Here is a 13,807-nt window from a genome sequence, read left to right as displayed (position 1 = left end):
CATCAGTTCCCGTTTAGCGGTGAGGAGGGGGCTGGTGGTGGGTTTTTGGATGGCTGTGGTGGTTGGCTGCACAAGGGTAGCGTTGCCGAACAGGGCGGTTTCCAGTTCCCCATCAGCAAAGGCCAACATGAGGCGATCGATGCCTTGGCCGATGACTTGATTGGGGTTATAACCAAACATTTGGGCCGCTGCGGGGTTGAAGGTTTCGATCAGGGCCTTGTCATTGATCGTAATGATTGCTTCGGGGGCTTGATCCACCATGAGCCGGTGTTGGGCTTCGCTGGTGGTGAGATCCCGCAGGCTATGACGACTGAGGAGCCAATAGATCGCCGTTCCTAAGGCATTGAGGAAAATCGCCGCGATGATCGTAATCACCGCCACTTGGAGATAGGGGCGACTAAAGGGTTGTTGGGGAATTTGCACCACAGCCCCCCAGGTGGCTTGGTCAGGGATGGGGGCATAGGCGGCGATCGCCTTCCCACTCCAAAACGTCCCCGTTTCCCCCGCAATGGCTTTTTCTAAAGGTTGGCTCACCCCTGCCCCAGTTTGATCCAGGGGTAATGTTACTGTTCCGCCTTCCTCCCGGCCGATCACAAATTGCTCCGGCCCCCCATCGGCTTCCGCTTGGGTTTTGAGCCGCTGAATCCCCGTGGTGGGGTCAGCACTGAGGGCCACCAATTCCGCTGCGAGGCGATCGGCCAGTTCTGCCTGTTGATTCTGGACGGCGAGACGATAGAGAATCCCGATCCCCGTCCCTGCAACCAGGAGGGATAAAACAGTTGTTTTAAAAAAAAGGAGACCAAGCCGCTGGGGGTTGTTCATCAGTCGTTGCGTTTTAGGGATGGAGGAATTAACCACGCGATCATAATAGTCTATGGATGGACTACACAAACCCTCAGGCTTGGGGGAATCCGAGAGGAATTTGTGGCGCGATCGTTGCGCTGATGCGGATCGCGCCCAACCCCTAGCAATTCCCAAAGTTTAGAGCAAGTCTAGAGCAAATTACGGCCCCCTCACGATGAACGCTAGGGTAGCCCTCTATAGCTATTGTGGCGATCGCCCCTCAAAGCTCAACTAAATGAACGGTCGTCTTTAGCTTTCCGGGTCAATGCCCAAGGCTCTCAGTTTTGCGGCCAATCGTTCCGCCCGTTGGCGTTCCTGTTCCGCCCGTTGGTGTTCCTGTTCTGCCCGTTGGTCAGCCTGTTTGGCCCGTTGGTGCTCCTGTTCCGCCCGTTGCCTTTCCTGCTCTGCCCGTTGTTCAGCCTGCTCTGCCCGTTCCTCCAGTTCCAAAAAACTTAAAAACGGTCGCCCATCGGGGCGATACAGTTCTAAGGTAGTGGCTGTTAACACAAAACGAATCCCTAAACGGGGACTTGTCCAGTTTTGGATTTCTTCAATCGCCCTCAATCCCTCTCCTGTGCGCAACAGTCCATGCAAATCATTGCGGTCTGGGTCGTAAATATAGTACTCCTCTACCCCGTAATCGTGATAAAACTCTTGCTTTTTGAGCATCTCTTTCAGACGATTGCCAGGGGAAAGAATTTCAAACACCACTTGAGGGGCAATATTGTCCTCTTTCCATTGTTGATAAGATCCCCGCTCTCCCTTCGGACGACCAAACGCCACCAACGCATCAGGAGCGACGCGAATTTCCGGGTGTCCTTCCACCGGATACCAAAGCAAATCTCCCGCCACAAAAATATCAGGTTGGTCAGCAAACAGCAGGTCTAGGTTTTCCTTAATCAGAACAATCCAGCGAAACTGTAGGGTGTTATCTGCCATGGGCTGACCGTCACTGTCCGGGTAGAGTAGCTCACGATCCAAGGAAAGCGTCATCGGAATTATCTCCTCTGGGTGAGGGGGAATCATCTTGTTTAGGTTAGCAAATCTTTGGGACAAATATACTGAGTTCCAGGATTTAGCTTTCCGGATCAATACCCAACGCCCTCAACTGAGCCGCTAATCGTTCGGCCCGTTGGCGTTCCTGTTCAGCCCGTTGATCAGCCTGTTCAGCCCGTTGATCAGCCTGTTCAGCCCGTTGACGCTCTAGTTGAGCCATCTGGTCAGCCTGTTCAGCCCGTTGACGCTCTAGTTGAGCCATCTGGTCAGCCTGTTCAGCCCGTTGGTGCTCTAGTTGAGCCATCTGGTCAGCCTGTTCAGCCCGTTGGCGTTCCTGTTCAGCACGTTGCTCCAACTCCAAAAAGCTCAAGAATGGTCGCCCATCGGGACGATACAGTTCCAACGTCGTTCCCGTTAACATAAAACGAATTCCCAAACGAGGACTTATCCAGTTTTGGATTTCTTCGATCGCCCTCAATCCTTCTGTTGTCCGATACAATCCATCTAAATCATTGCGGTTTGGGTTGTAGAGATAATATTCTTCCACCCCATAATCATCATAAAATTGCCGCTTTTTGTTCATTTCGGCTAAACGATTGCCGGGGGAAAGAATTTCAAACACGACTTGGGGAGCAATATTCTCCTCTTGCCATTGTTGATAAGATCCTCGTTCTCCTTTGGGGCGACCAAACGCCACCAGCGCATCAGGAGCGACCCGGATTTCCGGGTGTCCCTCGACGGGATACCAAAGCAAATCCCCCGCCACGAACACATCGGGCTGATCAGCAAACAACAGTTCTAAATTTTCCTTAATCAGCACAATCCAGCGAAACTGTAGGGTGTTATCTGCCATGGGCTGACCATCACTGTCCGGGTAGAGTAGCTCACGATCCAAGGAAAGGGTCATTGGAATTATCTCCTCTGGGTGAGGGGGAATCATCTTGTTTAGTTTAGCAAGGCCCTAGGGCAGTCCCTCCCCCCAATCCCAGAGCATTCACTGCCCCTCTCCTCTTGACCCTTCAGGAAACCACCAAAACGCGCTATGGTAAGGGTTAGGCCCTAGCCATGGCCCCCTGCTGAATTCACCCCCTGATCCTCCATGTTTGATGCCCTCGCCGATCGCCTTGAAGATGCCTGGAAAAAACTACGCGGTCAAGACAAAATCTCCGAAAGCAATGTAAAAGATGCCCTCAAAGAGGTACGCCGCGCCCTGTTAGAGGCGGACGTGAACCTTCAGGTGGTGCGGGATTTTGTCCAAGAGGTGGAGAAGAAGGCCCTGGGGGCAGAAGTGCTGTCCGGCGTGCGGCCCGATCAGCAATTTATCAAAATTGTCCACGATGAACTGGTGGAAATCATGGGGGCCAGCAATGCCCCCCTCGCCCATGCCGAAACTGCCCCCACGGTGATCCTGATGGCCGGTTTACAGGGGACGGGGAAAACCACGGCGACGGCTAAACTGGCCCTACACCTACGCAAAGAGGAGCGCAGTTGTCTCTTAGTGGCTACTGACGTGTACCGACCGGCGGCGATCGACCAACTCAAAACCCTAGGGGCGCAAATTAATGTCCCCGTCTTCGATCTGGGGAGTGATGCTGATCCGGTGGAAATTGCCCGCCAAGGGGTGGAAAAAGCCCAAGAATTAGGGGTGGATACGGTGATTATCGACACCGCCGGCCGGTTGCAGATCGATGCCGATATGATGGCCGAATTGGCCCGGATTAAAGAAACGGTGCAGCCCCACGATACGCTTCTGGTGGTGGATGCGATGACGGGGCAAGAAGCCGCCAACCTCACCCGCACATTCCATACAGAAATCGGCATTACCGGCGCAATCCTCACGAAAATGGACGGGGACAGTCGCGGCGGGGCGGCGTTATCGGTGCGGTGCATTTCGGGTCAGCCGATTAAATTTGTCGGCGTGGGGGAAAAGGTGGAAGCCCTCCAACCTTTTTACCCCGATCGCATGGCTTCGCGCATCCTCAACATGGGGGATATTCTCACCTTGGTGGAAAAGGCTCAGGAGGAGTTTGATCTGGCCGATGCCGCCAAGATGCAGGAAAAAATCATGGAGGCGCGGTTTGATTTTGATGATTTCCTCAAGCAAATGCGCCTGCTGAAAAATATGGGTTCCCTGGGTGGGGTTTTGAAGTTAATTCCGGGGATGAATAAGCTCAGTAGTGCCGATTTACAAAAGGGGGAGGCACAACTAAAGATCACCGAAGCAATGATCAACTCGATGACGAAGGAGGAGCGCAAAAACCCCGATTTGTTGGCCAAATCCCCCAGTCGGCGCGATCGCATCGCCCAAGGTTCCGGCCACACGCTCCAAGCGGTTTCTAAATTGATTGCCGATTTCACGCGGATGCGGACGATGATGAAGCAAATGGGGCAAGGGATGCCGGGGATGGGAATGCCGGGAATGCCGGGAATGGGCGGCGGCGGTTTGGGGGGAATGTTCGGTGGTGGCGGTGCGCCTCAGCCGGGTTTCCGGGACTATGCAGCAGGGAAGAAGAAGAAAAAAGGCAAGAAAAAGAAAGGGTTTGGGTCGCTTTAAGCAAGCATAACCCCAGGCAGGGGCGAAGGGACGAAGGGACGAAAAAAATTTCGCCCCTACATTTCATCAGGAAAGAACAATTTTCAATCATCAAGGTACAGGGTATGATTTGCGCTGATTTCATCCTGGTTAACACGGATAGAATTCCCAAAATTTACCGCTACGGTTTAGAAATTGAGCCATCGAATCGCCAGGAGGTTGGGCGTAAATTAGTTTACGAAGCGAGAGAATTCTGCCGAGATGGGTATTTTGTTTGGAGTTCTCCTTGCTTAATCACGAATCAAAACTTACAAACTGAGGAACTTCAGCAACTCTGTAGTTACGTTTGGCAGAAAGACCCGGAGAATTTTCGTGCCCTATTGAGAATCAGGGCTGATGGGGGAGCGGTGACAGTTCAAAATCAAGCAGATTATGCCAACGCTGTGATTAATTTCAAGTTAAAATCACCATTAAAAAACACCATTGCCCAAGAAGTGAAGGTTATCGATAACATTAAAATCGAAAGAGATTACACAACCCGTGGTTGGGTGATTCAAAACACCCCTGCTCTTTCCATCGCTATTAAATCCCGTATTATCCTTCAAGCTGGGTTTGGAGAGGTTATTAAGCAATTGAAGGATATTGAAGATTTAATTGATGTTTGGGTTTTAGTCAGAAATTTAAACTTCAAAGCTAAAATTATTGATATTGTCGGTCCGATGGATGACCACCGCGATCGCCTCCTCAGTTTGGCAACCACAGAAACCATCCGTCAACATCTTCAACAGGCTGATCCTCAAGAATGGGTGGTTCGCTTGCAAGGTAACTATGATTACCCGCTGGGATGTTTACAGCCTAGCCTTGATTTAGTCACGCTTGAAAAATTGGGTCTCCACTTACCCCAAGTGACCAGTTATCTCCGACTTCAACCCGAAAAACGGCGAGAAATGGTCGAAAAACTAGCCAAAATCATCAGAAAACAGCCGGATTGGGTGAGTATGGAACGCCAACCTCATTTTTTTACCACCGCTGCTCACATTGGCTGTTCCCAACAGATCCGTTTTGGCAATCATTATATTGCTGAACATCAAAAACAGACGTTAATTCAAAATTTACGCCGCCATGGGGTTTATCTCAAAGCCCCTCAATTTATTGAAAATTCAACCTTGAAGATTGGTTTAATTGATGCTCGTAAGAATATGATCAACACGGGTTTTTCTAAAGACCTCAAAAGTTGCTTGCAGGCTATTGGCTTTACTACCCATATTTCATCAACCCAACGCATTACTGAAATATCTCTGTCTACTTTAGAACAAGCCGTTGATCACATTCAACAGCAATCTGTTGATTTAATTTTGGCCCTATTACCCCAAAAAACAGCCACCAGTGAACCAATTTATCATCGCCTCAAACGGCTGACGATTAACCAAGGCATTCCTAGCCAAATGATCTATGAACAAACACTAGCCAATCCATATGCAGTGAATAATGTCGTGATGGGGATTCTCGCAAAAACGGGAAATACATTATTTACATTGGCTCAACCTTTAGACTTTACCGATTTTGTCGTGGGGTTAGATGTGGCCCGCGATCGCAAGCGAAATTCCCCCGGTTCCATTAACACCACCGCCATCACCCGCATTTATACCAACGGTGGACAACTCCTCAATTATCGCCTCCATGACAGTGCTTTAGAAGGGGAAACTTTGCCCCGTCATGTTTTAGAAATGCTGTTTCCGCGATCGCAATTTGTGAGCAAGCGGGTTGTGATTCATCGTGATGGCCCTTTTCGCGGTGAAGAGAAGCAGATCTTGCGGGAAATTGCGATCCAATTAAATGCTCAGTTTTACTGCGTTGAAATTCGTAAAACAGGTTTCCCTCGCCTATATCGCCTTAATTCCCAGGGTAAAGTTCAACAACCCCAAAAAGGTGATATTCTCAAACTTAGTGATACAGAAGCATTACTTGTATCTTCACTCCCCCCTTTTGCTAACGCTACGGCTCAACCCTTATCTGTGATCAGTGATCCCAGTTTGGGCATTGAACGGGCCATTCAGTCTGTGTTAGCTCTTACCTTACTTCACCTCGGTTCTGTGCCCCAGCCGCGTCTCCCTGTTTCCATTTACTACAGCGATAAAATTGGTTATTTGGCCTTAAAAGGCATTAAGCCTCCGGATCTCGATGGCCATTTACCCTTTTGGCTGTGAAGCGGGGATTAGGCGGCTCTAACGCCTTGTGGAATCTTTACGCCTGATTTACCGAAAGTGGGCGGTCTAGCGATCGCCATCAAGGCGCTTAAACTCATGTGCTACTTCCATCACTCTGGTTGGGATATAATATGGAATCCGCTTAATCAGATCGTGTAAATCTGTAAGTGATGTAGGGGCAAAAAATTCTTGTGCCTCCGTCAGGCTTACGCCAACGCCCCTACGCAGATCAACGCTACAACCGGATTGTGTATAATCCCCTATGTTCAGAGTGTTATTCGCCAGTCGTGGTCTAACACCCATAATATCGAAGTTAGTCCGTCAGTGTGTCGGAAAATCCTCCTCAAAAGAGTTATCTTGTCATTGTAGTTTAATCAATAGTTAACTCACTTCAAACAAAGTTTTGGCACCTGCCCTGATGTAAGGATTGGTAGTCCGACAAGAGTAATGTCACTTACTGTTGAAATCCTTGCTGTATAAGCTGATCGGCAGCTAATTTGCATCCTAGTTTTTCTAAGCCTCTCTGTACAAGGGTTTTAGTGCGATTGGTACAGTGTAGTTTGAATGTTGATTAGCTTATCGCAAAACTTATACTGAACAAGGTTTACAGCCAAATCTTTACGCCCTGACACACACAAAAATGACTAATATACTACTTTCAGTTGACTTAAAGACATTGATTTTGCTTACAGTTTTGAACTTTCTGATCAATGGAATCTTCTTGCTCTTCGTTTTCGGAATTCGTCACCGCTCATTTATACAATGGCTGGCCTATGGGTGTTTCTTGTTTGCTTTAGGATGGCTGTTTTTTCTTTACAGATTTGTAAATGGCATAAATCTAATCACATTACCCTTAGCAAACGTTTTGATTTTAGCAATGCCAATTTTCTTAGGGTTTTCCATTGACTCATTTTTGGGAAAAAGACGCTCAAAAATTATTTTAGGGGTCATAGCTTTTGTGCTGTTATTTACGTTCTTGTTTTTAAGCTGGATTATGCATGACAAATGGATACCTGGAATGTATACATCAATAATCAATGGGATCTTTTACTCTATCCCAGGAATTTATATGCTTAAATTTGCTACCCCCAAAAATATTATTGTGTGGGCGATCATCGGACTGAATTTTCTAATATCTCTGCTTCTCATTGTCAGGTCTTTTATTCTTTTATTGGGCTGGCTCTATCCAGATACCATTAATGAAACAATAGTCATGGGAATTTTGGTAGGTGTATTATGCCTGAATATTATTTGCATTAATGCTCAAGTCCTTTGTTTTCCAATTCTTGATTTTACGGAGGCACAAAAGGAACTCATTTTAGCTAATCGCAAACTTGAAGATCTGTCGAATATAGATGATCTTACAGGATTGCCAAATCGTAGAGCTTTGAGGGTAAAACTAGATCAAGAAGCTGCCTACCACGCTGAAAACAATCTACCCTTTTCGATCATTTTGTTTGATCTTGATCACTTTAAATTAATTAACGATAAATTTGGTCATTTGGTAGGGGATAGCGTTCTTAAAAATGCGGCAAGTTTACTAAAACAGTTAGTACGACCCAGTGATCTAGTAATGCGTTACGGTGGGGAAGAGTTCATGGTTTTATTGCCGGAAACCGAAAGCTCAGAAGCCTTTATTGTGGCAGAACGCTTGCGACTAGGTATCTCTCAATTTCAATTCAGTTATTCTGATCCATCAGTTGCTTTTCAAGTAACCGCTTCTTTTGGAGTCTCAACTTTGAATGCCAATCTATTGAACGTCACTGAGCTAGTCAGACGCGCAGATATCGCCTTATATAGGGCTAAAACTGAAGGGCGTAATCGAGTTTGTATCGAATGATTAATTGAATTTAAAAAAGCAGAAAAGGTGATCGGTGTGAGCGTTCGGGAACAATTGATGACAGCGGATGGACAAAAACGATTTGTGAGGGCGAGGAGGCGATCGCCATCCGGTAGCTCAGACCCCTCAAGGCTTAGGTGAGGTGGAGGATAACTATTGGTATTCCTCGATACTTTACCGTTGCAGGCAAGAGAGTATACAGGACTCAAGGTTAAGTCTGGGGCATTGTTCAGAACTCTGTTAGCTGCCACCCCAGTTTTAGCCTGCCTTTTTCCTTCCCTATGCCCATGACCCCCTCTACGGCTTCTCCCCCCGCCACCTTTAGCGCGATCGCCCAGGCAGCGGCGGGGGTTGCGTTGCGATCGCTCACCAAACGCTATGGCCCCGTCGTCGCGGTTCAAGATCTACACCTGGATATTCCCGCCGGAGCCTACTGCTGCCTCCTCGGCCCCAGCGGTTGCGGTAAAACTACAACTTTGCGGATGATTGCCGGCCATGAAACCGTCACCCGTGGGGAGGTGTACATTGGCGATCGCCCCGTCACCCACCTCCCCGCCGCCAAACGGAACACCGCGATGATGTTCCAAAACTATGCCCTTTTCCCCCATAAAACCATCTGGCAAAATGTCGAGTTTGGCCTGAAAATGCGCGGCATTGCCCCCCAGGAACGCAAAACCCGTGTCGGGGAAATTTTAGAATTAGTGGGGTTGAGCCATACGAGCGATCGTAAACCCCACCAACTCAGCGGCGGTCAACAGCAGCGCATCGCCCTCGCCCGCGCCCTCGTCACCCGTCCCAGAGTCCTCATGCTCGATGAACCCCTCAGCGCCCTCGATGAAAACCTGCGGGTACGGATGCGCAGCGAACTGCGAAAAATTCAAAAACAATTTGGCCTCACGTTCATTCAAGTCACCCACCACGTCGAAGAAGCCTTCGCCCTCTCCGATCAAGTCGTCGTCATGGATCACGGCTTAATCGACCAAGTAGCCACCCCAGAGGATCTTTTTGCCACCCCCGCCTCCCGATTTGTCGCCAAATTCATCGGCGATAACAACATCTTTGAGGGGACAGTGATCAGTGCTGCCCCCGATGAGAACGACCTCGATATCATCGAGCTTGCCATCCCCGAACTAGGCTCCCTCTTCTGTCGAGGTCAAGCCCTCCCCGTCGGCAGTGCCGCCGCCTGCTCAGTGCGTCCCGACCTCCTCACCCTCCTTCCCAACAACGAAACCGACACCCCCAACCCCCAAGCCAACCACATCACCGCCCGGATCATCGATATCGAACTCACCGGCTACGTCACCCGTGTCGGCTTAATCACCGAAGCCACCGGCCAAGAAATCCTCTATAAAGCCCGCACTGAAGACTGGCACAAAGCAGGCTGGCAAGAGGGGCAACTCGTCAGCCTGCGCTGGTCTGCCCACGATGGCGTATTTTTACCCCATTAATTTCGTTCATTCATCAACCCAAACATGACTAAACTCTCCCGTCGTCAACTTCTCCATGCCGGCCTCGCCACCGGAGCCGCCGCCGTTGCCGCCAGTTGCGGCCAACGGGGAACCCCCAGTAATCCCGATTCTGCACCGATGGTGAACACCAACAGCAGCAAAGATGTCACCCTCCGTTTGATTGGTACTGGAGTTTCACAAATCAACGAAATTCGCGATAAAGCCCAGGAAGACCTCGGTATTAAACTTGAAATGCGGGCATTGAGTACCGAAGAAAATAACCAAATTGCCATCACCCAACCGGGGCAATATGATATTTTTGATGGTGAATACTTCAGCTTACCTCTGGTTGTGCCTTCTGGTAACTTACAACCCATTGATATTAACAAAATTACCGATTGGGATAAAATTGTTTCCTTCTTTACCACAGGTGAATTTAATGGGATGCCGGTGGAAAAATCCCAAGGCACATCGCCTTATCGGGTGATGTATCTCACTGGGGCTGATTCTAAAGAATTTTCTGAAACCCCCACAGAATACGCCACGCTGATCCCCTTCCAATACAACGCGGATACTTTAGGTTATCGCCCTGATTTAGTCGGTCGCACGATTGAAAGTTGGGGGGAATTGTTTAATGAAGAATTTCGGGGTAAAACCGCTATTCTTGATATTCCCCAAATTGGCATCATGGATGCGGCAATGGTGGCGGAAGCTTTAGGGTTAATGACCTTTGAGGATAAAGGGAATATGACCCGTGAAGAAATCGACAAAATTACTGATATTTTGAAGGAGCAAAAACGAGCCGGGCAATTCCGCGCTTTTTGGAAAACCTTTGATGAATCGGTGAATTTGATGTCCTCTGGTGAGGTGGTGTTGCAATCGATGTGGTCGCCAGCGGTAACGGCGGTGCAATCCCAAGGAACGGAATGCATTTATGCACCTTTAAAAGAAGGTTATCGCGGCTGGGGCGGTGGCGTTGGGCTATCGAAAAATCTTGAGGGGATGGCTCGTGATGTTGCTTATGAATATATCAACTGGATGTTAGAGGGTTGGGTGGGAGCCTTTTTAGGTCGTCAAGGTTACTATAGTGCGGCTCCGGAGAATGCGAAGAAGTATATGTCGGAGGCGGAATGGGCTTATTGGTATGAAGGCAAAGCAGCAACGGAGGATATGGTGGATCCCTTCGGTAAAACCTTGGCCAAAACAGGGGCAACCCGTGATGGCGGTTCCTTTGAAGAACGGTGCGGCAATATCGTCTGCTGGAATTCAACGATGGCAGAAAATACCTATTTAGTCCAGAAGTGGAACGAATTTGTGGCTTCTTAGGTTTTGATGAGGGGCGAAAGGTTTTTCGCCCCTACAATACTGGTTTCTAGGGCAAGATGCCGAAAGATGAGGTCTGAAGTTCTCGCTACAAACCGGGTTAATGATTGATTTTGACAAGGAAAATAGATTTTATGGATCAACATTGGAAATCTTTAAAGCCCTATCTACTGGTTACGCCCCAAACCATTTTAATTTTAATGTTTTTGGTGGTTCCCATTGTCTTTATTGCTGTGGTCAGCTTTTGGGAATTTACGGGCTACTCCATGACCCCCGCGTTTACGTTTCAAAATTATACCAGTTTATTTAGCTCCGATGTGACGCTGAGAACCTACCTGAATACGTTTAAGTTCGTCGGGTTGGTGTGGCTCGCAACGCTGCTGATTGGCTACCCAGTGGCCTATTTCCTCGCCTTCCATGTACCCAAATTACAATGGCAAGTTTTACTATTTTTGCTCTGTACGATCCCCTTCTGGACATCGAATATTATTCGGATGATCTCTTGGGTTCCGTTGTTGGGGAAAGAAGGGTTAGTTAATCAGTTATTAATAGGGGTGGGTTTAATTCAGCAACCCCTAGAATTTTTACTTTATTCTGATTTTGCCGTGGTGTTGGGGATGGTGCATCTTTACATCATTTTTATGATTGCCCCGATTTTTAATAGTTTGATGCGGATCGATCGCAACCTGGTGACGGCAGCGGAGGATATGGGGGCTTCGGGATTTGGGGTGTTTCGGGAGGTGATTTTGCCCCTTTCGGCTCCGGGGATTGCCATTGGGTCAATTTTTATTGTGACATTGGTGATGGGGGAATTTGTGACGGTGCGGCTGATGGGTGGGGGTCAGGCGGCTTCCATTGGCAAGTTGATTCAAACGCAAATCGGAAGTGTGCAATATCCCCTGGCGGCGGCCAATGCGATGGTACTTTTGGGGGTGACGTTGGTTTTGGTGGTGGGGATTTTACGGGTTGTGAATATTCGCAAGGAGTTATAAACAATGCAAAAGCGATCGCTCTCCTTTTATGTTTTAGCAGTATTTTTCGGGCTATTTGTGCTGTTCCTTTATGGCCCCATGTTCACGATTTTTATCCTCTCCCTCCAAGGCCCCGACGGCACGTTAACGTTCCCGATTCGGAGTTTTGGCTTTTATTGGTTGGGGCAGGTGTTTCAGGAGCAGCGGGTGGGGAATTTTGTTGAACCCTTTGGGCGATCGCTCCTATTGGGGGCAATCGTCACCCTCTTAGCTGCCGCCACTTCGGTACTCTCCAGCATGGCGTTTCGGGAACGGTTTAAGGGAGCAACGCCGTTATTTTATTTAACCATCGCCAGTTTAATTGTTCCCAGTATTCTCATTTCCCTAGGGATTGGCGTGATGTTCCAAGTCTTTGGCTGGCCGACGAATTGGCTAACATCGGGATTGGGAGCGCATCTGTCTTGGACATTGCCCATTGCCTTTTTAATCATGTTGGGCATCTTCAACCGCTTTAACCCCGCCTACGAGGAGGCGGCCAGGGATCTCGGCGCGAGTGATTTTAAAACCTTTGGGGAAATTGTCCTGCCCCTGATTGCCCCCAGTTTAATCGGTGTCGGGTTGCTGACGTTCACCCTTTCCTATGATGAATTTACCCGCACCTCCTTGGTATCCGGGCAATACAACACGCTCCCCCTAGAAATTTTCGGCATGACCACCAACGTCACATCACCTGCTCTCTATGCCCTAGGGACGTTGACGACGCTATTTTCCTTCACGATGATCCTTTCAGCCTATTTCGCCTATCGCTATCTCGCCCGCCGCCAACAGGGATAATCACGCCAAAATTAACCGCTGGCGATCGCCATGGCCGAACTGGAACCTTTCCCCAGTCTCTTGGCTTTATTCAGATTGGGGGAGGAGGCCAGCAAAAGCTTGTTGAGCAGGTGACTCGATCCTATAAGGTAGAAAATAAACCCAAACAACTGCTAGAAATTGCTAAAACAGGGAGAGAACGGACGATCAAAACCGATGAAGCGACAGCAACCCTATCGCAACTACTTACGCCGCCATGAAATCCTTTCCGCCGCCCAGGTGATTTATGTAACGGGATCTTCAATTCCTGCTTGATATGTTACAACCCCCAGAACTGATGATATTCTATGTTCAAATCCAACCAGTAGGAAGTTCCTCAATATCCTCTACCAAGAAGTCACTGTACACCCATATTTGAAAATTATTATAAAGTGCGCTGAGAATAGGTTTCCTGGCACCAGATCTATCCCAAGGTTGAAGATCAGAATCTAATTCACAAAAACCAATCCAAGTATGTCCCGCTCTGCGCAGTTCTTCCCCTTTAACTAAAATTGCGCCAAGAATCGCTAAGTCATAGGGCTTAAGTGATAACTCCATTGCACCAAGAGATACTTGGCATTCCAGCATCGGCTCTGAAAGTGGAAAGACCTTCAGACCCGGATCGCTTGCTAAATGATCGAGACGTTCTGGAATTTTTGCCAGTTCATTACGGAATATCCCGATAGCTTGAGAGCAATGCGGTTTTAACCCAGGGATGAAAAGCAACGGCGGCTTTAGCCGCATTCTTACGCCAGATATGCTAGCATAAGAGAATGATTGTACTTGAGTTCAAA

At 48.5% G+C, this 13,807-nt stretch carries 11 protein-coding genes and 1 pseudogene; 8 read left to right on the top strand and 4 right to left on the bottom strand.

Annotated features, from left to right (window positions below; all coding sequences use genetic code 11):
* The 3 genes from VB712_RS07660 to VB712_RS07650 form a co-directional block, all read right to left on the bottom strand.
* The coding region (locus VB712_RS07660) for a PAS domain S-box protein (RefSeq protein WP_323253774.1) at positions 1–822 on the bottom strand (822 nt) is incomplete at its 3' end.
* A 270-nt stretch (positions 823–1,092) separates the two neighbouring features.
* Positions 1,093–1,836 carry a Uma2 family endonuclease gene (locus tag VB712_RS07655; RefSeq protein WP_323253772.1) on the bottom strand — a complete coding sequence of 248 codons (744 nt, stop codon included), beginning with the start codon at positions 1,834–1,836 and terminating at the stop codon, positions 1,093–1,095.
* A gap of 82 nt (positions 1,837–1,918) precedes the next feature.
* Positions 1,919–2,746 (bottom strand): Uma2 family endonuclease, encoded by an 828-nt coding sequence (locus tag VB712_RS07650; protein ID WP_323253770.1) that lies wholly within the window; start codon positions 2,744–2,746, stop codon positions 1,919–1,921.
* A 192-nt stretch (positions 2,747–2,938) separates the two neighbouring features.
* On the opposite strand from VB712_RS07650, the gene ffh reads away from it, so the two are divergent.
* The 8 genes and pseudogenes from ffh to VB712_RS20430 form a co-directional block, all read left to right on the top strand.
* Positions 2,939–4,393 (top strand): signal recognition particle protein, encoded by a 1,455-nt coding sequence (gene ffh, locus VB712_RS07645; protein WP_323253769.1) that lies wholly within the window; start codon positions 2,939–2,941, stop codon positions 4,391–4,393.
* Between the two features lie 386 nt (positions 4,394–4,779).
* Entirely contained in the window at positions 4,780–6,579 is a 1,800-nt protein-coding gene (locus VB712_RS07640; RefSeq protein WP_323253767.1) for a Piwi domain-containing protein, read from the top strand.
* Positions 6,580–7,219: 640 nt separating this feature from the next.
* A complete protein-coding gene (locus tag VB712_RS07635) occupies positions 7,220–8,419 on the top strand; it encodes a GGDEF domain-containing protein (RefSeq protein WP_323253765.1) in 1,200 nt (399 codons plus the stop codon).
* A gap of 281 nt (positions 8,420–8,700) precedes the next feature.
* Entirely contained in the window at positions 8,701–9,867 is a 1,167-nt protein-coding gene (locus tag VB712_RS07630) for an ABC transporter ATP-binding protein (RefSeq protein WP_323253763.1), read from the top strand.
* Between the two features lie 24 nt (positions 9,868–9,891).
* Complete coding sequence (locus VB712_RS07625; RefSeq protein ID WP_323253761.1) at positions 9,892–11,193, top strand: ABC transporter substrate-binding protein; 1,302 nt, start codon at positions 9,892–9,894, stop codon at positions 11,191–11,193.
* Between the two features lie 131 nt (positions 11,194–11,324).
* Positions 11,325–12,182 carry an ABC transporter permease gene (locus VB712_RS07620; protein WP_323253759.1) on the top strand — a complete coding sequence of 286 codons (858 nt, stop codon included), beginning with the start codon at positions 11,325–11,327 and terminating at the stop codon, positions 12,180–12,182.
* Between the two features lie 3 nt (positions 12,183–12,185).
* Positions 12,186–12,995: an ABC transporter permease gene (locus tag VB712_RS07615; protein WP_323253757.1), complete on the top strand. Its 810-nt coding sequence runs from the start codon at positions 12,186–12,188 to the stop codon at positions 12,993–12,995.
* A 216-nt stretch (positions 12,996–13,211) separates the two neighbouring features.
* A pseudogene (locus VB712_RS20430) lies at positions 13,212–13,289 on the top strand (nucleotidyltransferase); the annotation flags it as partial.
* A gap of 36 nt (positions 13,290–13,325) precedes the next feature.
* Here the strand turns inward: VB712_RS20430 and VB712_RS07610 are convergent.
* Positions 13,326–13,757 (bottom strand): hypothetical protein, encoded by a 432-nt coding sequence (locus VB712_RS07610; protein WP_323253755.1) that lies wholly within the window; start codon positions 13,755–13,757, stop codon positions 13,326–13,328.
* Between the last annotated feature and the right edge of the window lie 50 nt (positions 13,758–13,807).

The organism is Spirulina sp. CCNP1310 (assembly GCF_034932185.1).
Taxonomy (GTDB): Bacteria; Cyanobacteriota; Cyanobacteriia; order Cyanobacteriales; family Spirulinaceae; genus Spirulina.
The sequence above is the reverse complement of the archived record's forward strand: the minus strand, read 5'-3'. Positions and strand labels throughout refer to the sequence as shown.